The organism is Pseudarthrobacter niigatensis, from assembly GCF_030812615.1.
Taxonomy (GTDB): Bacteria; Actinomycetota; Actinomycetes; order Actinomycetales; family Micrococcaceae; genus Arthrobacter; species Arthrobacter niigatensis.
In genome coordinates this window covers 34,657-60,104 of sequence record NZ_JAUSTB010000001.1, presented here as the reverse complement: position 1 = coordinate 60,104, position 25,448 = coordinate 34,657, and the positions used below count along the sequence as shown (strand labels likewise).

20 protein-coding genes and 2 tRNA genes are annotated in these 25,448 nt (G+C 66.5%); 9 read left to right on the top strand and 13 right to left on the bottom strand.

The features are described 5' to 3' along the window. Positions 1–2: 2 nt before the first annotated feature. Both J2T23_RS00300 and ileS read right to left on the bottom strand, forming a co-directional pair. A complete protein-coding gene (locus J2T23_RS00300) occupies positions 3–1,361 on the bottom strand; it encodes a bifunctional folylpolyglutamate synthase/dihydrofolate synthase (RefSeq protein ID WP_307356231.1) in 1,359 nt (452 codons plus the stop codon). A gap of 3 nt (positions 1,362–1,364) precedes the next feature. Continuing rightward, a complete protein-coding gene (gene ileS / locus J2T23_RS00295; RefSeq protein WP_307356228.1) occupies positions 1,365–4,682 on the bottom strand; it encodes an isoleucine--tRNA ligase in 3,318 nt (1,105 codons plus the stop codon). A 480-nt stretch (positions 4,683–5,162) separates the two neighbouring features. Between ileS and J2T23_RS00290 the strand changes: the two genes are divergently transcribed. Further along, a complete protein-coding gene (locus J2T23_RS00290; protein ID WP_307356226.1) occupies positions 5,163–6,239 on the top strand; it encodes an endonuclease/exonuclease/phosphatase family protein in 1,077 nt (358 codons plus the stop codon). Positions 6,240–6,277: 38 nt separating this feature from the next. Further along, on the top strand, positions 6,278–7,306 hold the full coding sequence (locus tag J2T23_RS00285; protein WP_307356225.1) for an endonuclease/exonuclease/phosphatase family protein: 1,029 nt from the start codon (positions 6,278–6,280) through the stop codon (positions 7,304–7,306). Here the strand turns inward: J2T23_RS00285 and J2T23_RS00280 are convergent. Next, positions 7,236–7,994 (bottom strand): SDR family oxidoreductase, encoded by a 759-nt coding sequence (locus J2T23_RS00280; RefSeq protein ID WP_307356222.1) that lies wholly within the window; start codon positions 7,992–7,994, stop codon positions 7,236–7,238. The two genes, J2T23_RS00285 and J2T23_RS00280, sit on opposite strands and share 71 nt — an antisense overlap. Positions 7,995–8,218: 224 nt before the next feature. Here J2T23_RS00280 and valS point away from each other — a divergent pair, with 224 nt between their 5' ends. Then, a complete protein-coding gene (valS, locus tag J2T23_RS00275) occupies positions 8,219–10,840 on the top strand; it encodes a valine--tRNA ligase (RefSeq protein ID WP_307356219.1) in 2,622 nt (873 codons plus the stop codon). 344 nt (positions 10,841–11,184) lie between these two features. On the opposite strand, the gene J2T23_RS00270 is transcribed toward valS, so the two are convergent. The 6 genes from J2T23_RS00270 to J2T23_RS00245 all read right to left on the bottom strand — a co-directional run bounded on the left by J2T23_RS00270 (position 11,185) and on the right by J2T23_RS00245 (position 16,369). Beyond that, on the bottom strand, positions 11,185–11,799 hold the full coding sequence (locus tag J2T23_RS00270; protein ID WP_141160217.1) for a mycothiol-dependent nitroreductase Rv2466c family protein: 615 nt from the start codon (positions 11,797–11,799) through the stop codon (positions 11,185–11,187). Between the two features lie 14 nt (positions 11,800–11,813). Beyond that, a complete protein-coding gene (clpX, locus tag J2T23_RS00265) occupies positions 11,814–13,094 on the bottom strand; it encodes an ATP-dependent Clp protease ATP-binding subunit ClpX (RefSeq protein ID WP_141160216.1) in 1,281 nt (426 codons plus the stop codon). 175 nt (positions 13,095–13,269) lie between these two features. Then, positions 13,270–13,929 (bottom strand): ATP-dependent Clp protease proteolytic subunit, encoded by a 660-nt coding sequence (locus tag J2T23_RS00260; protein ID WP_018769476.1) that lies wholly within the window; start codon positions 13,927–13,929, stop codon positions 13,270–13,272. Between the two features lie 38 nt (positions 13,930–13,967). Continuing rightward, on the bottom strand, positions 13,968–14,591 hold the full coding sequence (locus J2T23_RS00255) for an ATP-dependent Clp protease proteolytic subunit (protein ID WP_018761581.1): 624 nt from the start codon (positions 14,589–14,591) through the stop codon (positions 13,968–13,970). 233 nt (positions 14,592–14,824) lie between these two features. Next, positions 14,825–16,216, bottom strand: a complete 1,392-nt coding sequence (gene tig / locus J2T23_RS00250) for a trigger factor (RefSeq protein ID WP_141181728.1) — start codon at positions 16,214–16,216, stop codon at positions 14,825–14,827. 78 nt (positions 16,217–16,294) lie between these two features. Further along, positions 16,295–16,369: transfer RNA gene (locus J2T23_RS00245), tRNA-Pro, on the bottom strand. A gap of 131 nt (positions 16,370–16,500) precedes the next feature. On the opposite strand from J2T23_RS00245, the gene J2T23_RS00240 reads away from it, so the two are divergent. Continuing rightward, positions 16,501–16,574: transfer RNA gene (locus J2T23_RS00240), tRNA-Gly, on the top strand. A gap of 46 nt (positions 16,575–16,620) precedes the next feature. Here the strand turns inward: J2T23_RS00240 and J2T23_RS00235 are convergent. The 3 genes from J2T23_RS00235 to J2T23_RS00225 all read right to left on the bottom strand — a co-directional run bounded on the left by J2T23_RS00235 (position 16,621) and on the right by J2T23_RS00225 (position 19,171). Next, positions 16,621–17,577 (bottom strand): Fpg/Nei family DNA glycosylase, encoded by a 957-nt coding sequence (locus J2T23_RS00235; protein WP_307356212.1) that lies wholly within the window; start codon positions 17,575–17,577, stop codon positions 16,621–16,623. Next, complete coding sequence (locus J2T23_RS00230) at positions 17,577–18,071, bottom strand: ribose-5-phosphate isomerase (RefSeq protein WP_141160213.1); 495 nt, start codon at positions 18,069–18,071, stop codon at positions 17,577–17,579. Before J2T23_RS00230 ends, J2T23_RS00235 begins: the two co-directional genes overlap by 1 nt. Before the next feature lie 86 nt (positions 18,072–18,157). Then, the gene (locus J2T23_RS00225; protein ID WP_141160212.1) at positions 18,158–19,171 is read right to left on the bottom strand and encodes a hypothetical protein; all 1,014 of its coding nucleotides are present in this window, start codon (positions 19,169–19,171) and stop codon (positions 18,158–18,160) included. Between the two features lie 173 nt (positions 19,172–19,344). Here J2T23_RS00225 and pepN point away from each other — a divergent pair, with 173 nt between their 5' ends. The 4 genes from pepN (at position 19,345) to J2T23_RS00205 (ending at position 23,703) form a co-directional block, all read left to right on the top strand. Beyond that, positions 19,345–21,918 (top strand): aminopeptidase N, encoded by a 2,574-nt coding sequence (pepN, locus tag J2T23_RS00220; RefSeq protein WP_307356207.1) that lies wholly within the window; start codon positions 19,345–19,347, stop codon positions 21,916–21,918. After that, complete coding sequence (locus J2T23_RS00215) at positions 21,915–22,388, top strand: OsmC family protein (RefSeq protein WP_307356203.1); 474 nt, start codon at positions 21,915–21,917, stop codon at positions 22,386–22,388. The genes pepN and J2T23_RS00215 overlap by 4 nt, the downstream gene beginning before the upstream one ends. A gap of 171 nt (positions 22,389–22,559) precedes the next feature. Continuing rightward, positions 22,560–23,243, top strand: coding sequence for a mechanosensitive ion channel family protein (locus J2T23_RS00210; RefSeq protein WP_141160209.1), 684 nt, complete (start codon positions 22,560–22,562; stop codon positions 23,241–23,243). 1 nt (position 23,244) lies between these two features. Next, on the top strand, positions 23,245–23,703 hold the full coding sequence (locus J2T23_RS00205; protein ID WP_141160208.1) for a globin: 459 nt from the start codon (positions 23,245–23,247) through the stop codon (positions 23,701–23,703). A gap of 32 nt (positions 23,704–23,735) precedes the next feature. On the opposite strand, the gene J2T23_RS00200 is transcribed toward J2T23_RS00205, so the two are convergent. After that, positions 23,736–24,395 carry a DUF8185 domain-containing protein gene (locus tag J2T23_RS00200; RefSeq protein ID WP_307356200.1) on the bottom strand — a complete coding sequence of 220 codons (660 nt, stop codon included), beginning with the start codon at positions 24,393–24,395 and terminating at the stop codon, positions 23,736–23,738. A 64-nt stretch (positions 24,396–24,459) separates the two neighbouring features. On the opposite strand from J2T23_RS00200, the gene J2T23_RS00195 reads away from it, so the two are divergent. Beyond that, positions 24,460–25,380: an acyl-CoA thioesterase gene (locus J2T23_RS00195; RefSeq protein WP_307356198.1), complete on the top strand. Its 921-nt coding sequence runs from the start codon at positions 24,460–24,462 to the stop codon at positions 25,378–25,380. Positions 25,381–25,448: the final 68 nt, after the last annotated feature.

Genomic DNA, 25,448 nt, shown 5'->3' with positions numbered 1-25,448 from the left:
GGTCATGCCTCCGTTTTTCCGAGCAGGATCCGCGCCTCGGCCACCAGGGTGATCGAGCCTGTGACCAGCACGCCGCCGGAAAGGTCGTCGTTGGCCTCGGCCCGTTCCACAGCCCATTCCAGTGCATCGTCCAGTTTCTCGGCGACGTGGACGTTGTCCTCGCCGAAGCCCAGGTCGATGGCCAGCTCCGCCAGGTCCGCCGCGGGAACGGCGCGCGGGGAGTTGGACTGGGTGAAGCAGTATTCCCCAGCCACGCCCCCCAGGGATTCCTTGAGCTGGCGAAGGATCTCCTCTGCGTCTTTCTCCTTGAGCACTCCCACCACCGGAACCAGCCGGGTGAAGGTGAACGCTTCCTGCAGCGCGGCGGCCGAGGCCTTGATGCCGTCGGGGTTGTGGGCGGCGTCCACGATGATGGTGGGCGCGGTGCGGACCACTTCGAGGCGCCCGGGTGACGTCACCGCGGCGAACCCTTCCTGCAGGACCTCGAAGTCGAGTTCCTTTTCGCCCCCGAAGAATGCTTCCAGGGCTGCCACGGCCACGGCGGCGTTCTGCGCCTGGTGGGCGCCGTGCAGCGGTACCAGCAGGTCCGGGTAGCGGCCGGCGATGCCCTGGATGGTGACCATCTGCCCGCCCACGGCCACTGCCCGTGACTCGACGCCGAACTCAACGCCCTCGAAGCGGAAAGGCACACCCACTTCCTTGGCCTTTTCCAGCAGAACCTGGGCCGCGTCAAGGGGTTGCGCTGCGCTGATGAGGTAGCCGCCGGGCTTGATGATGCCGGCCTTTTCGTAGGCGATGTCCTCGGTGGTGTCGCCCAGCAGGTCCGTGTGGTCCAGCGAAATCGGCGTCACCACCGATACCTGGCCGTCGCCCACGTTGGTGGCGTCGGTGATGCCGCCAAGGCCCACTTCGATGATGGCCACGTTGACGGGCTGGTCGGCGAAGATGGCGAAGCCCAGGATGGTGAGGCACTCGAAGTAGGTCAGGCGGGGCTGGCCCTCGGCTTCCAGTTCGGAGTCCACGATCTGCAGGTAGGGCCTGATCTCGTCCCAGATCCGAACGAACGTCTCATCGGACACGGGGTGGCCGTCGATGCTGATCCGTTCGGTGACCTTGGACAGGTGCGGGCTGGTGTACCGCCCAGTACTCAGGCCATGGGCGCGGAGCACGGATTCGATCATCCGCGAGGTGGAGGTCTTGCCGTTGGTTCCGGTGACGTGGATGATCGGGTACGCCTTGTTGGGCTCGCCGAGCACGTCCATGGCGCGGAACAGCGGAGCAAGCCGGGGTTCCATCTTGTTTTCCGGCGCACGTCCCAGGAGTTCGGCGTAGACGCTTTCCACGGAGAATTCGTCGGTCATGTCCTAGGCCTCCACTTTTTCGACTGCGACGGCGGGTTCGGACACGTCGCCCGGCCCTGCGGCCAGCTCTACCGTCAGCGTCTCGCCCTTGACCAGTTCAGCGTTGGCCAGCAGGGCATCCACCACGTGCTGCGCGGCTGTGACCGTTGTCCGGATCCGGTCGCTGACGTTGAGCCCGGCGTCCTTCCGGGCCTGCTGGATGGCGCGGACCATGTCGCGTGCCAGGCCTTCGGCCTCCAGTTCGGGGGTGACCTCCGTGTTCAGGACCACGAACCCGCCTCCGGGCAGCACGGCAACAGCGGCAGACCCGCCCTCGGACTCAGCCACCACCGTCTCCAGCGTGTACTCCTGGGGCTCCAGTTGCAGCCCACCCGCGGTGACCACACCGGCGTCGTCCACGGACCAGTCGCCGGACTTGGATCCCTTGATGGCCACCTGGACGTTCTTGCCCAGGCGCGGGCCCGCGGCACGGGCGTTCACCACCAGCTTCTGCTGGATGCCGAACTCTTCAGGGGAAGCGGTGGCCGCGTCGAGCAGGCGCACGGAGCGCAGGTTGAGTTCATCGGCGACGACGGCGGCGAAGCCTTCCAGCACATCCGCCCCGGGTGCCACGACGGTGAGTTCCTGGAGGGGAAGGCGGACCCGCAGGTTGGCTGCCTTGCGGAGCGAGGACCCGGTGGAGCAGATCTGCTGGACCCGGTCCATGGCCTCCACCAGCGCGGGGTTGGCGGGGAAGAGGTCCGCGTCCGGCCAGTCGGCCAGGTGCACGGAGCGGCCGCCGGTCAGGCCGCGCCAGATCTCCTCGGAGACCAGCGGGAGCAGCGGGGCTGCGGCGCGGGTGACGGTCTCCAGCGCGGTGAACAGGGCGTCAAAGGCGTCCTGGTCCTCGTCGAAGAACCTCTGCCGGCTGCGGCGGACGTACCAGTTGGTGAGCATGTCCAGGTAGCTGCGGAGCGAGTCGCAGGCACCGGAGATGTCATAGGTGTCCAGCTGCACGGTCATGTTTCGCACCAGGTCGCCGGTGTTGGCCAGCAGGTACTGGTCCAGGGTGTCCGCATAGCCGTCGTAGCGCAGCTTCGCATCGTAGCCCTGTCCTGCGGCGGCAGCGTTGGTGTAGAGCGTGAAGAAGCTGTACACGTTCCAGAGCGGCAGGATCACCTGGCGCACGCCGTCGCGGATGCCTTGTTCGGTGACGATCAGGTTGCCGCCGCGCAGGATGGGGCTGGACATCAGGAACCAGCGCATGGCGTCGGAGCCGTCGCGGTCCAGGACCTCGGAGACGTCCGGGTAGTTGCGCAGGCTCTTGGACATCTTCTGCCCGTCCGAGCCCAGCACGATGCCGTGGCTGATGACGTTCCGGAACGCCGGCCGGTCGAACAGCGCTGTGGACAGGATGTGCAGCATGTAGAACCAGCCGCGTGTCTGACCGATGTATTCGACGATGAAGTCAGCAGGGTTATGCGTGTTGAACCAGGCCTCGTTCTCAAATGGGTAGTGCACCTGGCCGTACGGCATCGAGCCGGAGTCGAACCACACATCCAGGACGTCTTCCACCCGGCGCATCACGGACTGGCCCTCTTCGGGCGTGCGGGGATCGTCCGGGTTGGGCCTGGTGAGCTCGTCGATGAACGGGCGGTGCAGGTCCACCTGTCCGTCCTTGTTCAGCGGCAGCCGGCCAAAGTCGGCTTCGATTTCCGCCAGGGAGCCATAAACGTCCGTGCGCGGGTAGTCGGGGTCCGTGGACTGCCAGACGGGGATGGGGCTGCCCCAGAAGCGGTTGCGGCTGATGGACCAGTCGCGCGCGTTCTCGAGCCACTTGCCGAACTGGCCGTCCTTGACATTGCCGGGGATCCAGTTGATCTCCTGGTTCAGTTCGGACATCCGGTCCTTGAACTTGGTGACCTCCACGTACCAGGAGGACACGGCACGGTAGATCAGTGGGTTGCGGCAGCGCCAGCAGTGCGGGTAGCTGTGCTCGTAGCTGGCCTGGCGGACCAGGCGGCCCTGGGCACGGAGCACCTGGGTGATGGGCTTGTTGGCCTCGAAGACCTGCAGCCCAACGATGTCGTGGAGGTCGCCGTGCTTGAACAACGGCAGGAACTTTGCGCCCTCGTCCACGGAGAGCACCACGGGGATGCCTGCCTCCTCGCAGACTTTCTGGTCATCTTCACCGTAGGCGGGCGCCTGGTGCACGATGCCGGTGCCATCCGTGGTGGTGACGTAGTCGGCCACCACGAAGCGCCAGGCGTTCTCCATGCCGTATTTCTCGTTGTCGGCGAAGTCGTCCCAGAGGCGCTGGTATTCCAGACCCTCCAGCTCGGCGCCGGTGTGGGTGGATACGACGGCGGCTTCAGCATCCTCGAAGCTGTCATAGCCAAGGTCCTTGGCGTAGCTGCCCAGCAGGTCCGCTGCAAGCATGAAGCTCCCGGTAACCGGGGCGTCGGCGGAGGCCGCCTTGATGCCGTTGGGGCCTGCCGGCAGCACGGCGTAGGTGATGGAAGGCCCGACGGCGAGCGCGGCGTTGGTGGGCAGCGTCCAGGGGGTGGTGGTCCAGGCGAGGGCCTGCACGCCGTCGAGCTGCTTGGACAGCGCGGAGTCGCCGGCCAGGATGGGGAACGTGACGGTGACGGTCTGGTCCTGGCGGTTCTTGTAGACGTCGTCGTCCATGCGCAGCTCGTGGTTGGACAGCGGCGTTTCGTCCTTCCAGCAGTAGGGCAGGACCCGGTAGCCGTTGTAGGTCAGCCCTTTGTCGTGCAGCTGCTTGAACGCCCAGAGGACCGACTCCATGTACTCGACGTTGAGGGTCTTGTAGTCGTTGTCGAAGTCCACCCAGCGTGCCTGGCGGGTGACGTAGCTGCGCCATTCGTCGGCGTACTTCATCACGGACGCGCGGCAGGCGTCGTTGAACTTGTCGATGCCCATGGCCTCGATCTGGGTCTTGTCCGTCATCCCCAGCTGTTTCATGGCCTCGAGCTCGGCAGGCAGGCCGTGGGTGTCCCAGCCGAAGCGGCGCTCCACGCGCTTGCCGCGCTGGGTCTGGTAGCGGCCCACCAAGTCCTTGGCGTAGCCGGTGAGGAGGTGGCCGTAGTGGGGCAGGCCGTTGGCGAAGGGCGGGCCGTCGTAGAAGACGAATTCGTTGCTGCCGGGCTCGCCGCCGGGGGCGTCGGCACTGCGCTGGTCGATGCTGGCCTGGAAGGTGCCGTCCTGGTCCCAGTACTTCAGGATGCGCTCTTCGATCTCCGGGAACTTCACGGAGGCGGAAACGCCGGCGCTGCCGTTGGAACCGGTGCTGGAGGCTGAGGCCTTGGGGTAAAACGTCATGTTCGACATCCTGGGTTGAGCGTGGTGAACCCCGGCAGGACCGGATGTTCCGTTCAGGATGCGAGGACGGCTGCCGTGCCGTCTTTGAAAGACTTCACGCCCACCGCGGTACCACCTCACTTACCGGCGCCGCGTGTCTTCCGCAAGGAACACGCGCTGCCCCGGCCTCTCATTACTGCTGTGACGGGCTTACCCGTCCGGTTCTACTGGCGCGGCCACCCTTTACCTGGGCCGCGTGTTCTTCCGGAAGCTCACCGGTGATTGCCGGGTCATCGCCAACCCAGATTCTACTATCGCCATGGCGTCCCGTGCCATTCCGGTCCGTCGCACCGCATCCCGTTCCCGGTCCGGAGGCTCCGGGACCCGGTGCCTCCCGGGGAACCAGTGCAGGGAACTGGTGGTGACGGGGTGCGGAATTAGGGAGGCAGTTACGGGCAGCGACCGCTGTCCGGCCCGGACCGGGCCGCGAATAATGGACAGATGCAAGCGGTGCAGCCATCCGTGCCGGGCATGCGGCCCAGCCTTTTGCGCCGGGCGGGTTCGTGGACCTGCTGGTCAATCGCGGCCGTCCTGTGGCTGCCCGCAGCAGGACTGACCATCGTGCGCCTTGCCGGCGGGTCCGGCACTCCGTGGGTCCAGTTGCTGTCCCTGTTCCCCGCCAGTTTGTTCGCGTCCCTTGCCGCGGCGGCAGCCGCACTGGCCGCCGTTGCCCTGGAACTCCGGGGTGCGCGCATTGTGCTGGCCGTGCTGGCCACCTGTCTCCTGCTAGGCCAGATGTCGATAGTGGCGCCGCGCATCGTCCCGGCGTCCGCGGCCCCGGGCACACTCTTTGAGCGGCCGGCCCACGCCGGTGCGGCCGCAAGCCATGCCGGTGTCCACCCACTGACCGTGATGGCATTGAACGTGGGATCCACGGGCGTGGATCCCACCGTCCTGCTGGGGCAGGCCCGGGCACAGGACGTGGACATTCTCGCCCTTCCTGAACTGGCACTGGAAGGCCTGGCAGGCCTTGAGGCGGCGGGAATTGGCGTGGACTTTCCGTACCGGGTCATCGACGTTGACGGAGCCGGCACCGGCAACGCCATCTTCTCCCGCTATCCACTCGTGCCGATGCCGCGGGTGCCCGGTACGTCCTTCTACCAGACCCGCGCCGTCGCCGATGTCCCGGGCACCGCCGGCGGCATCCGGCTGACCTCGGTGCACGTTGACTCCCCCCGCCCTGGACATACGCCATCCTGGCGGGCGGAACTCGACCAGCTGGCAGGCCTGCAGCAGGGACTACCGGCGGACGGGAGCTCAGTCCTGCTGGGCGACTTCAACGCCGGGCAGGACCATGCAGAGTTCCGGAAGCTGCTCACCACCGGCCTTACCGATGCCGCCGGGACCGTAGGAATGGGCCTGGTCCCCACCTGGCCCATGAATGCGCCGGTCCCCGCCTTTACTGCGATCGACCACATCCTTGTGAGCCGCGGCATCAGGGTGGCGGGTTTCAGCACCGTCGGATTCCCCGGGACGGACCACGCCGCCGTCGTCGGCATACTGGACACCTGGCCTTGAACCGCGCCCCTGTCCCGTGCCGGAGGAGGGCGGCCACCGTGTGCCGGTGGCTGTTCGTACCGGTTGCGTTGCCGGTGGCTGCCGTGTCGGCCGTCCGCGCCATACCGGTGGAATGGCCCGTCCTGGGGGTGCAGCTGGTGGCGTTCATGCCCTGGGTTGCCGCGCCTGCCGCGGCAGCCTTGCTCCTCGCATTACTGGGGCGTAGCCGGTGGCAGCGGGTCCTGGCTGCATCGCTGATGGGCTGCCAGGCCTTCTGGCTGCTTCCGCTGGATGTCCGCGGGCCCACCGCCGAGGCGGCCGGACGGCCGGTCACCCTGGTGGCCATGAGCATCAACGCGGAACTGGGCGGCGCGGACGCAGGGAAGATCGTGGACCTGGTCCGTGAACGGCGCGTGGGCCTGCTGGCAGTGCAGGAGTACACGCCCCAGCTCTCGCTGAAGCTGACGGCGGCGGGGCTGGACGGACTGCTTCCGCACCGGATTGCCCACGCCAGGGAAGGCGCCGGGGGAACTGCGGTCTACTCGTCGTCCATGCTCGAGGACGCCGGGGCGCTTCCGGACACCCGGTTCAGCATGCCGGTTGTACGGCTCGACCTGGGCGGTGGCGGGGGTGCAACCCTTCGTGTCGTGGCCGTGCACACCCTGGCGCCGGTGGGCAGCGCCGTGAACCAATGGCGCAAGGAACTGGCCACAGTGGCCGGGGCCGGCACCGGCTCCGGTCCCCTGCTGTTGGCCGGAGACTTCAACGCAACCTATGACCACCGGGAATTCCGCTCGCTGCTGGCCGGGGCTGGAGGCGCCCGGACCCTGGTGGACGTGGCGGCGTCAGCGGGCAGCAGGCTGGTGCCCACCTGGCCCATGCGCGGCTACCACCTGCCGGGCATTGCCCTGGACCACCTGGTGACCACCCGCGACATCACCGGCTCCGGCTACTCGGTCCTCCCGATCGCTGGGACGGACCACGCCGCCGTGGTGGCCACCCTACACGTGCAGGTCCCTAGCCCTTCCGGATCAGCTTGTGCGTGGCTGCCTGCGCCACCGGCCGGACGACGATCTGGTCAAGGTTGACGTGGTGTGGGGCGCTGACGGCGTAACGGACGACGTCGGCCACGTCTTCTGCGGTAAGCGGCTTCTCCACGCCCTGGTAGACCTTTTCTGCGGACTGCGCATTCCCGAGCCGGTTGAGGGCGAACTCCTCGGTCTGCACCAGCCCCGGCGCCACCTCGATGACCCGCACATTGTGCTCAGCCTCTTCCAGCCGGAGGGCGTTGGTCATGGCGTGCTGCCCGAACTTGGCAGCGTTGTAGCCGCCCCCGCCTTCGTAGGCGTCCAATCCGGCGGTGGAGGTGAGGTTCAGGACGGTGCCATCACCGGTGGACCGCAGCATCGGAAGGAACGCGCGGGTGAGCTTGAGGGTTCCCAGGACGTTGACCCGGTACATCCACTCCCAGTCGGCGGTGTTGGCATCGCCCACCTTGTCGGCACCCCTGGCACCACCGGCGATGTTGATCAGCGTGTCAATGCCGCCTGCTTCGGTGACCTGGGCGAGGAGCCGGGACACGTCGTCGTCCTCTGCGATATCGGCCGGGATCGCCACGGCGCCTGTCTCCCTTTCCAGTACCGCCAGCCGCTCCGCCCGGCGTGCCACCGCGAAGACCGTCCACCCGCCGGCGCGAAGCGCACGCACCGTTGCCTCTCCGATTCCGCTGCTCGCGCCGGTCACCAATGCTGCCTTTTTCTGCAAGTCCTCAGTCATGGCACCACCCTAGCGGGATCAACCGCCGGGCCGTCCCATGAGGTAATCAAGCAGGACCCGCGCGTGGTTGGCGTCAGTATCACCGGCGGGCGCAGGTCGACGGCGGCGTTTTCCCTGGCCATCCCCCGCGGCCCGGGCCGGTCCACCAGCACCCGGAAGCCGTCGTCGCCGTCCGCCGGGGTGACGGGTTGGGTGGGATGGAGCCAGCATGAAAGAATTGCCCAATGGCTGAAGACACGCAGGGTACAGACACGCCCACCACCGCCCCCATCAATGTTCCGGACAAGCCGGCCCTCGAAGGCCTCGAAGCCGCGCTCACCCGGCGCTGGCTGTCCGAAGGAACCTACAAGTTCAACCCCGACACCACCCGGGAGCAGGTCTACTCGATCGACACTCCCCCGCCCACCGCGTCGGGATCGCTGCATGTGGGGCACATGTTCTCCTTCACCCAGACTGACGTCCAGGCACGCTACATGCGCATGACCGGCAGGAACGTCTTCTACCCCATGGGCTGGGATGACAACGGCCTGCCCACCGAACGCCGGGTCCAGAACTACTACGGTGTCCGCTGCGATCCGGCCATCCCGTACAACGCCGACTACCAGCCGCCCGCGCAGCCGGCCAAGAACCAGCGCGATTTCGACGTCGTGTCCCGGCAGAACTTCATCGAACTGTGCGAAGAACTGGCCGTTGAGGACGAGAAGGTCTTCGAAAACCTGTTCCAGACCCTGGGCCTGTCCGTTGACTGGGACCTGACCTACCGCACCATCGATGACACTTCCCGCGCAGTGTCCCAGCGCGCCTTCCTGGCCAACCTGGCGGCCGGGGACGCCTACATGGCCGAAGCTCCCACACTGTGGGACGTCACCTTCCGCACGGCCGTGGCGCAGGCCGAGCTTGAGGACCGCGAAGTCGCCGGGGCCTACTACCGCTACCCTTTCTTCACCGAAGACGGGGACAAGGTTTTCATTGAGACCACCCGTCCGGAGCTGCTGGCGGCGTGTGCCGCACTGGTGGCGAACCCCGACGACGAGCGGTACCAGCCGCTGTTCGGCAAGACCGTGAAGTCCCCGCTGTTCGATGTTGAACTCGAGGTCAAGGCCCACCCCCTGGCAAAGGCGGACAAGGGCTCCGGCATCGCCATGGTCTGCACCTTCGGTGACCTGACCGACGTCACCTGGTGGCGCGAACTGCAGCTTCCCACCCGTGCCATCATGGGCCGCGACGGCCGCATCATCGCCGAAACGCCCGAGTGGATCACCAGCGGAGCCGGCAAGGAGGCGTACGCCGCCATCGCCGGGAAGACTGCTTTTTCCGCCAAGGAAGCCGTGGTGGAACTGCTCAAGGAAGCCGGCCTGCTGGACGGTGAGCCCAAGAAGATCACGCATCCGGTGAACTTCTTCGAAAAGGGCGACAAGCCCCTGGAAGTGGTTACGTCCCGCCAGTGGTACATCCGCAACGGCGGCCGTGACGAGGACCGCCGCGAACGCCTCATTGGCCGGGGCAAGGACATCGACTTCCACCCGTCGTTCATGCGTTCCCGCTATGAAAACTGGATCGCCGGCCTGAACGGTGACTGGCTGGTCTCCCGCCAGCGGTTCTTCGGCGTGCCCATTCCCGTCTGGTACCCGCTCGACGCGCAGGGAAACCCGGACTACGACAACCCCATCCTGCCCTCCGACGAGCTCCTGCCCGTCGACCCTGCCGCCGACGCCGCCCCGGGCTTCGACGAGGCACAGCGCGACCAGCCCAACGGCTTCACCGGCGACGCCGACGTCCTGGACACCTGGGCGACGTCCTCCCTGACCCCGCAGATCGTGGGTGGCTGGAGCCGGGACGAGGACCTGTTCGCCAAGGTCTATCCGTTCGACCTGCGCCCCCAGGGCCACGACATCATCCGCACCTGGCTGTTCTCCTCGGTGGTCCGCGCGGACTCCCTGCAGGACTGTGCCCCCTGGAAGCACGCCGCCATCTCCGGCTGGATCCTTGACCCGGACCGCAAGAAGATGTCCAAGTCCAAGGGCAACGTGGTGGTCCCCACGGACGTCCTGAACGAGTACGGCTCCGACGCCGTCCGCTACTGGGCCGCCTCTGCACGGCTGGGCGCAGACACCGCCTACGAGATCGCGCAGATGAAAATCGGCCGCCGGCTCGCCATCAAGCTCCTGAACGCCTCCAAGTTCGTCCTGAACCTGGGCGCCACCGAGAACTCGGTGCTTTCGGGCGATCTCGCCGTGCTGACGAACCCCTTGGACCGTGCGCTCCTGGCCCAGCTGGCCGACGTCGTGGCCCAGTCCACCAAGGCATTCGACAACTATGACTACGCCCGGGCGCTGCAGCTCACGGAGTCGTTCTTCTGGCAGTTCACGGATGACTACGTGGAGCTGATCAAGGACCGCGCCTACGGAGCTTCGGGGGATCCCGAGCAGGCCTCGGTTCTCGCCGCCCTGGCCACCACACTGGACACCCTGCTGCGGCTGTTCGCCCCGTTCCTGCCGTTCGCCACGGAGGAAGTGTGGAGCTGGTGGCGCAACGGGTCCGTGCACCGGGCCGAATGGCCGGCTGCACTGGAGATCCCGGACGGCGACACCACCATGCTGGCAACGGTGGGGGTGGCACTCAGCGGTGTCCGCAAGGCCAAGTCCGAGGCCAAGGTCAAGCAGCGCACCGAGGTGCTGTCCGCCACGATCACTGCGCCGGAAGCGCTGACAGCGCAGCTGCAGGCCGGGCTGGCGGATTTGAAGGCTGCGTCCAACGCCCGGGAGATCACCCTGGCGGTGGGCAGCGGCGACCTCACGGTCTCCGACGTTGCTTTGGCACCCAGCGACGAGCCGGCCAAGGCCTGACGCCGGACCACAGCCAGGTCAGCCTTTTCGAGGCAAAGGGGAAGCCCCATCAGCGTTTTGCCGTTGGTGGGGCTTCGACTTTTCGGCCATCCGGTGACGTGCTCTGATGGTCTGGCAGGATCCGCTGATCTTCAGGTCTTACTACCCCGTCACTGGTAGCTTGCATTCAACTTTGCCGATGGCTGCGTTAACTGACAAATCACTGAATCTTTGGTTCCTGCGTCCCCTTCTTTCGAAGTGGTAGGAACTATTGTTCTCCTGCGCCGGACCACGTGCAAGGGCCCCGGGATAACTACATTCAGGTAGTTTTCCCGGGGCCCTCCCAGAGTGTCAGTGCCCGGCGTTCAGTCGAATTCCGGGCTCTCGGTGCGGCTGCGCTTCAACTCGAAGAAGTGCGGGTAGGCAGCGATGGCCGTGGTGGCGTCCCAGATCCTGCCGGCCTCCTCACCGCGGGGGATACGCGTCAGCACCGGGCCGAAGAACGCGGTGCCATTGAAGGCGACCACCGGGGTGCCGACGTCCTGGCCCACCAGCGAGATACCTTCCTCGTGGCTGGCCCGGAGCTTCTGGTCGTACGCGTCGGAGGTGGCGGCATCGGCCAGGGAGGCGGGGAGCCCGCACTCCGCAAGGGCTTTGGTGATGACCTCCGTGCGGTCTTTTTCGCCCTGGTTGTGGATCAGCGTGCCCATGGCATCGTAGAGCGGCTTGATGACCTGCGGTCCATGCTCTTCACGGGCGGCGATGATCACCCGGACCATTCCCCAGGCGTTGTCCATGGATTCACGGTAGCCGGGGTCCAGGTCCCGTCCCTCGTTCAGGACTGCCAGGCTCATGACGTGCCACTCGGTCTCGATGTCCCGCACGGTTTCCACTTCCCCGATCCAGCGGGAGGTCACCCATGCGAACGGGCAGAGGGGGTCGAACCAGAAATCGGCTTTGTTCTTGGCGGGTACAGTCACGGAGGTCCTCTCGGTCAGGCAGACTTACGGCGCTTGGCCACGTGCGGAATCATGGTGGGTTCGGCCCCTCGCAGGACCACGTCCTCGGTGATCACCACGCTGGCCACGTCCTCGCGGCTGGGAAGGTCGAACATCACGGGAAGCAGGACTTCCTCCAGGATCGCGCGCAGGCCGCGGGCGCCGGTGCCCCGTTCCAGGGCCTGGTCGGCAATGGCATCCAGGGCGGTGTCGTCGAACACCAGCTCCACGCCGTCGATCTGGAACATCTTCTGGTACTGCTTCACCAGGGCGTTCTTGGGTGTGGAAAGGATTTGGATCAGGGCATCGCGGTCCAGGTTGGACACGGTGGTGATGACGGGGAGCCGGCCGATGAATTCGGGGATCAGGCCGAACTTCAGCAGGTCCTCCGGCATGACTTCACCGTAGGAGTCCACCTTCTTGCTGGCCTCGTTCAGTGGAGCGCCGAAACCGATGCCCTTGCGGCCGGAGCGGGAGCCAATGATCTCTTCCAGGCCGGCAAAAGCGCCGGCCACGATGAACAGGACGTTGGTGGTGTCGATCTGGATGAATTCCTGGTGCGGGTGCTTCCGTCCGCCCTGCGGCGGCACGGATGCGACGGTACCTTCGAGGATCTTCAGGAGGGCCTGCTGCACGCCCTCGCCGGACACGTCGCGGGTGATGGACGGGTTCTCGCTCTTGCGGGAGATCTTGTCGATCTCGTCGATGTAGATGATGCCCTGTTCGGCCTTCTTGACGTCGTAGTCAGCGGCCTGGATGAGCTTGAGGAGGATGTTCTCCACGTCTTCGCCCACGTATCCGGCCTCGGTCAGGGCAGTGGCGTCGGCGACGGCGAACGGGACGTTCAGCCGGCGGGCGAGGGTCTGCGCAAGGTAGGTCTTGCCGCAGCCGGTGGGACCAATGAGGAGGATGTTCGACTTGGCGATCTCGACGTCGTCGTGGTGGGCGCCGTCCCCGAGGTTCCCGGACTTGGGCGCGTGGCCGGCCTGGATGCGCTTGTAGTGGTTGTACACCGCGACGGCGAGGGACCGCTTGGCGGGCTCCTGGCCGATCACGTATTCCTGCAGGAAGTCGAAGATTTCGCGCGGTTTGGGAAGCTCGAAGCTGCCGAGGTCGGCGACCTCCGCGAGCTCTTCCTCAATGATTTCGTTGCACAACTCGATGCATTCATCGCAGATGTAGACACCGGGGCCGGCAATCAGCTTGCGCACCTGCTTCTGGCTCTTTCCGCAGAAAGAGCACTTCAGCAGATCCGTGCTCTCGCCAATCCGAGCCATATGTGAACCCCTTAGTATCCTGCTGCCTGGCAGCCTTGCACCATTGCTGAAATCTCTCCCGGGCCGCACGGCCCGGTTTGTGACAACATCCACTCTAGGTCACATTGGGCCCCAAGGGTGGAATGAAAAGGCCGGTGCGGCCAAATGAACTGGACCGCACCGGCTTCCGGTACTGCTACCTCGTGATTGCCTGGGGCTTGATCTTGCGGGAGTCAAGAACCTGGTCGATGAGGCCGTATGCCTGGGCTTCTTCGGCGGTAAGGATCTTGTCGCGCTCGATGTCGTTGTTGACCTGCTCCGACGTGCGTCCGGAGTGGTGGGCCAGGGTGTCCTCCAGCCAGGAGCGCATGCGCATGACCTCTGCGGCCTGGATCTCCAGGTCGGAGGCCTGTCCGCCCTGGCCGCCGGACAATGCGGGCTGGTGGATGAGGACGCGGGCGTTGGGCAGCGCCAGCCGCTTGCCGGGCGTGCCCGCAGCGAGCAGGACGGCAGCCGCGCTGGCGGCCTGGCCGAGGCAGACGGTCTGGATCTCGGGGCGGATGTACTGCATGGTGTCGTAGATCGCCGTCATGGCCGTGAAGGAGCCGCCCGGCGAGTTGATGTAGAGGGTGATGTCGCGGTCCGGGTCCGTGGACTCCAGGACCAGCAGCTGGGCCATGATGTCGTCAGCGGAAGCGTCGTCCACCTGCACGCCGAGGAAGATGATGCGGTCCTCGAAGAGCTTGGTGTAGGGGTCCTGGCGCTTGAAGCCGTAGGGGGTGCGTTCCTCGAACTGCGGCAGGACGTAGCGGCTGGACGGAAGATTACCGGCTGACCACCCGAAGTTGTAGTTCATTGTGTTTGCTCCTGATCGAAAGGGGTTCTGGATGCCGGTTAGTTCTGGGAGGCTGATTCGCCGGAGGAACCGTTGGACGTTCCGCCGCCGCCTGAGACGGAGCCGGCGTGCGCGGCGATCTTGTCGAAGAAACCGTATTCGAGGGCTTCGGTGGCTGTGAACCACTTGTCGCGGTCGTTGTCCTTGAGGATGGTTTCAACGGTCTGGCCGGTCTGCTCGGCGGTGAGTTCCGCCATGACCTTCTTCATGTGCAGGATGAGCTCGGCCTGGATCTTGATATCGGAAGCGGTGCCGCCGATGCCACCGGACGGCTGGTGCATCAGCACGCGGGCGTTGGGCGTGGCGTAGCGCTTGCCCTTGGTGCCGGAGGAGAGCAGGAACTGTCCCATGGATGCGGCGAGGCCGGTGGCGACGGTAACGACGTCGTTCGGGATGAACTGCATGGTGTCGTAGATGGCCATGCCTGCGGTGACGGAGCCGCCGGGAGAGTTGATGTAGAGGTAGATGTCCTTTTCCGGGTTTTCGGCCGAGAGCAGGAGCAGCTGCGAGCAGATCGCGTTGGCGTTGTCATCACGCACCTCCGAGCCCAGCCAGATGATCCGCTCCTTGAGGAGGCGGTTGTAAATGTAGTTGTCCTGGGCTGCAGGATCGACGGTCGCCATCCGGGGGGCCTCTGAGTGCTGTGACATGTTTACTTACCTCTCACTGGTGACGGTGACATCACTGAAAATCACTACTTGGACACTAACCGGTTTCACGGGTGTTTTGTTCGCTCACCGACGGCTGTTCGCTGACGGCGCACGATCACCGAACGGGCAGCGGGCTGCTTCCCGCAGAACGCGAACGGCCCCCGGATCGAAGGGATCCGGGGGCCGTTGCTGCGGGTCAGGAAGGACTATGCCTTGGCGTCAGCCGTCGTGTCCCCGGCTTCGACAACCTCTGCCTCGGCAGCCTCGGCCTCAACACCCTCGGCGTCGGCGGCGGGAGCCTCTTCACCGGCGGGGCGGACGAAGTCGCTGAGGTCAACGGTGTTGCCCTCGGTGTCGGTCACGGTGGCCTGGCCCAGGACGACGGCCAGTGCCTTGCGGCGGCGCACCTCGGAAACCATCATGGGGACCTGGCCGCTCTGGTCGATGATCTGGGCGAACTGGTTGGGGTCCATGCCGTACTGGCTGGCGGTGGTGACGATGTAGTCGATCAGCTCGCTCTGGCTGACGTTGACTTCTTCCTTCTCCGCGATGGCGTCGAGGATGATTTCGTTCTGGAAGGCGCGGGCCGTGTTGGCGCGGACCTCTTCGCGGTGCTCTTCGGTGTCGTGCTCGCCGTCACCGTGGCCGTTGCCCTCCTGGAAGTGGGCTTCGAGCTGCTCTTCGACGACGGAGTCCGGAACGGGAACCTCTACGAGTTCAACCAGCTTGTCCAGGACCTTGTCGCGGGCTTCAACACCCTGCTCAACGATCTTGGACTCGGCGGCCTGCTTTGCCAGGTCTTCGCGCAGTTCGGCGAGGGTGTCGAACTCGGAGGCCAGCTGGGCGAAGTCATCGTTCGCCTCAGGCAGTTCGCGTTCCTTGACGGCCTTGACCACTACCTTGACCTGGGCGGCTTCGCCGGCGTGGTCGCCGCCCACCAGGGTGGTGTCGAAGATGGCGTCTTCGTCGGCGCTGAGGCCGGTTACGGCTTCGTCCATACCCTCGAGCATGGTGCCGGCGCCTACCTGGTAGGACAGGCCGGCCGCGGAGTCGACCTCTTCGCCGTCGATCGTGGCGGTGATGTCGATGGTGAGGAAGTCGCCGTCGGCAGCGGGGCGGTCAACGGACTTCAGGGTGCCGAAGCGGCCGCGCAGTTCGTCCAGGGCCTTGTCCACGTCGGCGTCGGAGGATTCCGCAGCGGCAACCTGGACCTCGAGGCCGGCGTAGTCCGGGAGTTCGATCTCGGGGCGGACGTCGACCTCGGCGGCGAACTTCAGGCCACCGTCGGTGGCGGTGGGGTCGGGAACCTCGGTGATTTCCACCTCGGGCCGGCTCAGCGGGCGGATGCCGGATTCCTGCACGGCAGCCTGGTACCAGCCGTTGAGGCCGTCATTGATAGCGGTCTCCAGGACGTAGCCACGGCCGACGCGCTGGTCGATGAGCTTGGCGGGAACCTTGCCCTTGCGGAACCCGGGAACCTGGATCTGCGACGCGACGGTCTTGTAGGCCGAGTCGATGCTGGGTTTCAGTTCCTCAAAGGGGACCTCAACATTGAGCTTGACCCGCGTGGGGGTGAGGTTCTCGACAGCGCTCTTCACGGTCTAAGTACTCCTGGGTTGTGGGATGGGTTTCTGCAACGCAATGTGTGTCCAGGCCGGCTGGTCCTGGCCGCAGAGTCGGGGTGACAGGATTTGAACCTGCGACTTCCTGCTCCCAAAGCAGGCGCTCTAGCCAAGCTGAGCTACACCCCGTAAGTGCACAGGCAAGTCTACGGTGATACGCGTCGCGAATGCACATTTGACACGTAGGCCATGGATTAGGTTTAGTTGTATCCGGCTTGGACAGCCAGCCCGGAGTTTCCGCGAAAAACGGATCTTCCTTCGGGGACGTAGCTTAATGGTAAAGCCTCAGTCTTCCAAACTGATTACGCGGGTTCGATTCCCGTCGTCCCCTCCATGACAAAAGGACCCCTCGGTTGAGGGGTCCTTTTGTGCGTTTGCCCCTAGGCCTGCGGCTGCTGGCAGTAGGGGCACCAGTAGAGGTTCCGCCCGGCGAGGTCGGCCATGAGCACGATGGTGCGGCATACCCGGCAGGGCAGACCGTGCCGTTTGTACACGAAATGGACGTCGTCACGGTGCGGGAAGTGGGCGCTCCTGGCCGGCACCGGTTCCCCTGCCGCGGCCGCCTTGGCCGCCGTGGTGCCGTTGAGCGTCCAGTATTTCGGCGGGGTGGTGATGATCCGCCCATCGGCGACGCCGTCGTTCATGACGGTAACGACGTCGCGCCACAGCCTGCGGGCGTCGGCCTCCGGCAACTCAGCCCCGGGAAGGAGCGGATCGAGGCGGCGGCGGAACAGGACTTCGGCGCGGTACACGTTTCCGACGCCGGCAATCACCTTCTGGTCCATGAGCAGGGCCGCCAGCGGGGTCTTCCGGGTCCGGACATTGGCGGCGAACCGCCCGGCGTCGCCGCGAAGGTTCCGCAGCGGATCAGGTCCCAGCCGCGCGAGGACCGCGTCGGCCTCTGCTGCGGTGATGGTTTCGCAGGTGGTGGCCCCGCGCAGGTCCGCCCAGCCGTGGCTCCCGGCGAGCCGGACCCGGACGGCCCCGACGGGCGCCGGCGGACCTGCGTAGGCGGCGCCGCCGTCGTCGTCGTCAGTGAAGGCCTCCCGCTCCCCTACCCGCCGCGGCGCACCGATGCTTGACGCGCCGGTGAAGGTGCTGTCGCCGCCGAAGCTCCAGGCCCCGTAAAGGCCGAGGTGGACGTGCAGCACCAGCGAGTTGTCGAAGTGCAGGAACAGGTGTTTGCCGTGCGCCTCTGCGGCGACCATGGCGTGGCCGTCCAACAGCGCCGCTCCCCCGCTGAACCTGCCCTGGGGACTGGAGACAGCAAGTACTTCGCCGGTGAAGACGTCCCCGAACTGGCGGGCGAGCCGGCGGACGGAATGGCCCTCGGGCACTACTCGATGACCTCGCCGGTCGCTTCGTAGGCCGCGATCTTGCCGATCCTGCGCACGTGCCGTTCGTCATTGCTGAACGGTTCGGACAGGAACGCCTCGATCAGTTCGGTGGCTTCCTCCACCGTGTGCTGGCGTCCGCCCACCGCCACGACATTCGCGTCATTGTGCTCGCGGGCAAGGGTGGCGGTGGAGAGGTTCCAGGCCAGCGCGGCGCGCACGCCCTTGACCTTGTTGGCGGCTATCTGCTCGCCGTTGCCGGACCCGCCCAGCACGATGCCCAGGGCGTGTACGCCCGCCTGCTGGTCTGCGACCACGGCGAGGGCGGCGTTGATGCAGAACGAGGGGTAGTCGTCCTGGGCATCGTAAGCCTTGGGCCCGTGATCCACCACCTCGTATCCCTTCCCGGTCAGGTGGGACACAAGGTGGGCGCTGAGCTCCATGCCTGCGTGGTCGGTGGCAATGTGGACCCGCGGGAAGGCAGGGGTAGTGGTCACGTGCTGATTCCGTTCGTTGGTGGGGCTGGCAGGCCGCCGGTGGGGGCCGGAACGACACCGATAAGGATACTAGGGCGGCGGTGGGGTCAGGGGTTCCGGACATCCGGTGGCGGCGGACCACCGCCACGGGCCCTGGCCGCCACCCGGGTGAGCACTTCGGCAAGCCGCGCGGCCGAGGCCTGGCTGCCGCCGCTGACGGCAAGGCGCTGGCCGTCGGTCTTGCTGACGACGACGGCGGGCCCGCTGCCGACGAGCATGGCGGCGGTTCCGCCGTGGTGCCGGTAGCCCCACCCGCCGTAATCGGCGGCCCTCACGTCGGCCGCGCTGGCGTCGGAAATGGCACCGGCGGGTACGTCCATCACCGGCACCACGCCGGCGAGCAGGACCTTCAGCCCACGCCGGTCCGCGCGGACGCGGGCGAAAAGGAACGCCGCACCCAGGAGGGCCAGGATCACCAGGAGGATCCCCAGCCAGGGCACCACGACGGCGATCAGGGCCGCCGGGAACAGGGAGGCGATGGCGATCATCACGAACACCGAACTGCGGGCGTGGACCCAGAGCCTGATGCTGTCCCGGGCAAGGTCCGGGTCCAGTTCCCTGGCGATGGCGACCTGGAGCGCGCGGTCATCATCAGGGGACCACTGCCGGTCGGCCTTGTACACCATAGCCATGGTCACGCCGAGGGAAACCGCCGCACCGCTCCCCAGGGCGAGGACCGTCATGTCCACGTGCGACTGCCGGGCGTCAGCCAGCCCCGTTTGGCCGATCAGGCCTGCGGCGAGCGCGGAGGTGATGAACAAGCTAAGGAAAAGCCCGGCACCCATCATGATCCTGCGCATCAGGACGGGCCGGCTTAGCGGCGCGGCCTGGAGCAGGACCAGCCACCCGGACACGATGATTCCCGCGGCGCCGGCCCCCACGTAGGCGCCGAAGGGCGCGAAGGCGGCGCCGCCGCTGTCCGTCCACTGGACCGCAAGCGGCTCCGGCAGATCCGGGCGCAGCAGGAACGCGCAGTAAACAAAGGCGGCAGCCAGGACGACAGGAAACCCGACGGCGAACCGCAGGGCCCTGGCATCCACCGAATCCAGCAGCTTTCCCATGCATCCAACGCTACCCCCGCGGCTGCCGGGGCCGCCGCCCGGGCCTGCCCCGCCCCCGCTGTGGGCTGCGCTACTTGCCATGGGAGGCAAGGGTGGAAGAATGCATCACAGTGCCGGCACCGGAACCACCGGCCGGCAGCCGAAAATTCTTTGGAGGACCTCCTTTGCCAGGCATGAACCTGACGCGCGCCGAAGCCTGTGAGCGCGCCGAACTGATTTCCGTCGAGTCCTACGACGTCAGCCTTGACCTGACCCGCGGCGGAGAGGTCTTTGGCAGCACCACCACCGTGAAATTCACGGCGGTTCCCGGAACGTCCAGTTTCATTGACGCCGTCACCCGCACGGTACACAGCGTGACCCTCAACGGCCGCGCCCTTGATCCGGACACCGTGGCCGACGGTGTGCGGATCCAGCTGGCGGACCTGGCGGAGCACAACGAGCTGACTGTGGTGGCGGACATGCCCTACATGAACACCGGCGAAGGCCTCCACCGGTTCGTGGACCCCGTGGACAACGAGGTCTACCTCTACACCCAGTTCGAGGTTCCGGATTCCCGCAGGATGTTCACCGTCTTCGAGCAGCCCGACCTGAAGGCGACGTTCGCCTTCACCGTTACGGCTCCGTCCCACTGGGATGTTGTGTCCAACTCCCCCACTCCCGAACCGGCGCAGGCACCGGCCGCCGAAGACGGCGCCGCCCGGTCCGTCTGGACGTTTGCCCCCACGCCGCGGCTGTCCTCGTACGTCACTGCCCTGGTCGCCGGCCCGTACCAGTCCGTCCGCAGCGAGGTCACCAGCTCGGATGGCCGCGTGATCCCGCTCGGGGTCTTCGCACGGAAGTCGCTGATGCAGTACCTGGACGCAGACAACATCTTCGAGCTCACGCGGCAGGGCTTCGGGTTCTTCGAGGAACAGTTCGGCTGCCCCTACCCGTTCGAGAAGTACGACCAGCTGTTCGTGCCGGAGTTCAACGCCGGTGCGATGGAAAATGCCGGTGCGGTGACCATCCTGGACGGCTACGTTTTCCGCAGCAAGGTCACCGGCGCGCAGATCGAGCGGCGCGCCATTACCGTGCTCCACGAACTGGCGCACATGTGGTTCGGCGACCTGGTGACCATGCGCTGGTGGAACGACCTGTGGCTCAACGAGTCCTTCGCCGAGTACATGTCCCACCTGGCCGCGGTGGAGGCCACGTCCTTCACCAGCGCCTGGACTACATTCGCCTCCGTGGAAAAGTCCTGGGCGTACCGCCAGGACCAGCTGCCCACCACGCACCCGATCTTCGCAGAGATCAACGACCTGCAGGACGTTGAGGTCAACTTCGACGGCATCACCTACGCCAAGGGGGCCTCGGTGCTCCGGCAGCTGGTCGCCTGGGTCGGACCCGAGCAGTTCATGGCCGGCGTCCGGGAGTACTTCGCCAAGCACTCCTGGCGCAATACCGAGCTGCAGGACCTGCTGGTTGAGCTGGAGAAGGCAAGTGGCCGCGACCTGGACCACTGGGGCCGGCAGTGGCTGGAGACCGCCGGGGTTAACACCCTGGCTCCCGAGCTGGACGTGGACTCCGACGGGAGGCTGCGGTCCTTTGCCATCCTGCAGTCCGCGGTTCCGGAGTGGCCCACCATCCGGCCGCACCGGCTCGCCGTGGGCTTCTACAACCTGGACGACGCCGGCAAGCTCACCCGGGTGCACCGCGAGGAGCTTGACGTCGACGGCGAACGTACCGACGTCCCGGCGCTTGCGGGCGTGGCCCGGCCGGACCTGATCCTCATCAACGACGACGACCTTGCCTATGCCAAGGTGCGCCTGGATCCGGTGTCCCTGGCCACGGCCACGGCACACCTCAAGGACTTTGCCGAAAGCCTGCCGCGGACCCTGGTCTGGAACTCCGCGTGGGACGCTGCGCGCGACGGCGAAACACCGGCCCGGCAGTACGTGGACCTGATCCTGTCCAACGTGGCCGCGGAGACTGATTCCTCCGTGATCCTGGTCCAGCTCCGGCAGCTGGCAACCACCCTGAACTTCTATGTGGCCGAGGAACACCGCGAAGCCACCACCGTTGCGGCCGTGGACCGGTTGTGGGATTTGGTCTCGGCCGTTCCGGGCGGCTCCGACGGCCAGTTGCAGTTCATCAAGTCCTTCGCGCTCCTGGCCCGCAGCGCGTCCCAGCTGGACCGGGTGTCCGGCCTGCTGGACGGGTCAGTGGTCCTGGACGGCCTGGCCGTGGACCAGGACCTCCGCTGGGAGCTGGTGGCTTCGCTGGTGGCCGGCGGCCGGATGGGGCAGGACGGCATCGACGCCGAACTGGAGCGGGACAACACCTCCAGCGGGCAGAACGCAGCCGCCCTGGCCAAGGCTGCCATCCCCACCCCCGAGGCAAAGGCTGCGGCCTGGGAAGCCATTGTGGTCAACGGAGAGCTGTCCAACGCGCTGCAGGGCTCCGCGGTGGCCGGTTTCATGCGGGTGCTGGACCGTTCCCTCCTGGAGCCGTACTCCGAAAAGTATTTCGCGGCCGTGCCGGGGATCGTGGCAACCCGCACCCACGCACTCGCCCAGCAAATCGTCGTCGGCCTCTACCCGGCGCTGCTTACCACGCAGGCCACCATCGACCGGACGGACGGATTCCTGGCCTCATTGCCGGCGGAAAGCGCGGCGCTGCGGCGGATGATGCTGGAAAACCGTGACGGCGTCGCCCGCGCCCTGCGTGCCCGTGCCGCCGACGTCCTGCCGGCGGGCGGCCCGGAGTGAACCTCCACGAACACCAGTACGCACTGACGGTCCAGTGGACCGGCAACCTGGGGGCGGGCACGTCGTCCTACCGGGGTTACTCCCGGGACCATGACGTCGCCATTCCCGGCCTGCCGGTCCTGAAGGGTTCGGCGGATCCGACTTTCCACGGCGACCGCGGGCGCTACAACCCCGAACAGCTCCTCCTGGCTGCGCTGGCGCAGTGCCACATGCTGTCCTACCTGCACGTGGCGGTGAAGCACGGCGTGGTGGTCACTGGCTACCGGGACGAGGCCACCGGACTGATGCGGCTGAACCGGGACGGCAGCGGACAGTTCGAGCGGGTGGTCCTGAACCCGCATGTGACGGTGGCCGACGCGGCGCAGGCGGATCTGGCGGCCTCGCTGCACCGTGAGGCCAACCAGGTCTGCTTTATTGCCCGGAGCGTGAACTTCCCGGTGGAGCACCAGCCGGTGACGGTGGCCGCCTAGTCCCTCCCGCCTGCCGCCGCCCTGTGGCGGCGGCAGGCCGGCCTTCCGGTGCCAGGAAATTTCCCGGGAGCGGAAGGCGGTTCCGCCGAGGATGGGGATGCGGATTGCTCCACGCTGCAGCGCTAGGGTTGAAAGAGAACAGAGCAATATCCCAAGGAGCTATTTCCACCCATGGTCAGCATGTTGTCCATCCTTCCCCCTGCCACCAGCCAGCCGAGCGGCGTGAGCCTGCCCGGCATCGTGATCAGCCTCGGCGTCGGCGTTGCCGTCTGGCTCGTGGCCACGTTCATCATTTCCCGCATCACCAGGCGGGTGGCGTCGGGCAGCAACTTCTTCAAGAAGCCCACGTTCAAGTGGGCTGCCCCGGCCTTCCGGGCCCTCGACCACGAACGCCGCGTCCAGCGTGCCGAAACCATCGGTTCGCTGCTCAACAGTGTGGTGGGCGTGCTGGTGGTGATCATTACCGGCATGTATGTGCTGCAGAACCTGGACATCAACATTGCCCCGCTGCTGACCAGCGTGGGCATCCTCGGTGTAGCCATCGGCTTCGGCGCCCAGCAGCTGATCCGCGACTTCCTGGCGGGGATCTTCATTACCATTGAAGACCAGTACGGAATTGGCGACGTCATTGAAACCAGCGAAGTGGTGGGCGTTGTGGAGTCCATGGGGCTGCGGATCACCCGCGTCCGCTCCGACGACGGCGCGATCTGGTACCTGCGCAACGGCGAGATCCTGCGCGTGGGCAACCGGTCCCAGGGACGCTACGTTCCGCTGCACGAGACCGACGACGGCACCACCGACCAGGGCTCGGCGCACGTTGAGACCAAGAAGACTGACCAGAAAGCCGGGGACTAGCATGTCGCTTCCCATTGAGCCGGGCCCGGGGCAGCGGCCCCAGTTGATGCAGAACGATCCGTTCAGCAAGCCGGACTACACCGACAGCTTCTATGACGCCGTGGGCGGCCACGGCACCTTCGTAAAGCTCATTGACGTCTTTTACGACGGCGTGGCCACCGATCCCGTGCTGCGGCCCATGTATCCGGAAGAGGACCTGGCCCCGGCGAAACGCCGGTTCCTGATGTTCCTTGAGCAGTACTGGGGCGGTCCGACAACGTACGGCGAGGAGCGCGGCCACCCGCGCCTGCGGATGCGGCACATGCCTTTCAAGGTCACGCCCGAGGCAAAGGACCGGTGGTTGTTCCACATGCGCACCGCCGTGGATGCCCTGGAGCTGCCTCCGCTTTACGAGGGCACGCTGTGGGACTACATGGAGCGGGCGGCGCTGTCCATGGTGAACAGCCCTTCCGGCTCCTGAGAACCTGTCCGGCAGGCGCCCTGCAGTCCGGCCTAGGGCAGGCCGCTGCCGGTCCGCGCCAGGACGTGGCCGCGGGGTCCGGTAAGCCGGAACCAGCGGCCCGCCCGGTAAAGCTTCTGGTCCCCGTCCCCCAGGAACCCCAGCGCGAAGGCAGCGAACGCCGCACCGGAGGGCAGGCCGGCGTCGTCCAGTTCCCGTCCCCAAACCGCGGCCCGGGCGTTGTTGACGATCAGCGCCCCCGGCTTGTCCGGCACGATGCCGGCCACCTCGGCGATACCCGCCTCCGCTGCCGCACGGAGTCGGGCGTCGCTGACGGACCCCAACAGCTCCCAACCGCCCCGCGGGGCGCCAACACCCGTCCAGGACTCGGTCACCGTGGTGGGCGGAACCGGCAACTCGACGTCGGCCTCCCCCGCACGTGCCAGCCTGTCCAGGACAGATGACAACGCCACGGTGACATCCGTTCCGGAAGGCTCCGCCAGCGCCATGGTGCGCAGGCCCAGGATGGTGGGGGTCGCTTCGCCCAGGAGCCGGGGCCGCAGGACGCACACGGAGGCGGCCAGGACGGAGCCGGCAGCCTGCAGGCGGATGGCACCGTCGTCAATGGCTCTGGCCCGGGTGGCGAAGGTCTTCAGGTCGGCCAGATCGCGTGGATCGGCGAAACGGAAGGACGAAGTGAGTAGTTCAGACACACCTAGAACACTACCGGCTGCACTCCGGTTGAGTGGTTTGCGGGGCGCCGTCTAGAGTCGGACCATGACTGAAGCCGAAGCCGGACTGCTGGCGCCGCCCAGCGGCGACCCCACCTCATCGCTGATCGAACTGCTGGACCTTGGTGAGCTTGAGGGCGCCCGCACGGATGAGGATATTTTCCTGGGCCCGTCGCAGAAGCAGCCGCACCACAGGGTGTTTGGCGGACAGGTGCTGGCCCAGTCGCTCGTGGCCTCGATCCGGACGGTGGATCCGGACCGGTTTGTCCATTCCATGCACGGATACTTCCTGCGGCCCGGTGACGCCAACAAGCCGATCACCTTTGGGGTGCAGCGGCTCCGCGACGGCCGGTCGTTTTCCGCCCGGCGCGTCCACGCCTACCAGGACGGCGTGCCCATCCTGTCCATGATCGCCTCCTTCCAGGGCGACGACGAAGGAATCGAACACTCCTCGGAAATGCCGGCCGGAATCCCGGACCCCGAATCCCTGCCCAGCACGGCGGACCTGCTCGGCCGGTTCGACCATCCGGTGGCACGCCACTGGGCCTACGAGCGGCCCTTCGACATCCGGCATGTCAACCCCGCCCTGTATGTTTCGGCGGCCGGTCCGCGGGAGGCCAGCAACGCCGTGTGGATGAAGACGTTCGGGCCGATGCCGGATGACGCCAACCTGCACCGCGCCGCCCTGGCGTACGCCAGCGACTACACGCTGCTCGAATCCATCCTCCGGCGGCACGGACTGAGCTGGATCACTCCGGGCATGAACGTTGCGAGCCTGGACCATGCCATGTGGTGGCACCGGCCGGCGCGGGTTGATGAGTGGCTGCTCTATGTCCAGGAATCCCCCAGCGCCCACGGGGCACGCGGCCTGGCAACGGGCAAGATCTTCAACCGCGAGGGCCAGCACGTCGCCACGGTGGCGCAGGAGGGGATGGTGCGCATTCCCACCGGTCCCGGGGGCGCCTGACATCCCGGGCACCGTGAAGTACCGGGCACGCAGAAGGCCGGCACCCTCGAATTCCTTCGGGTGCCGGC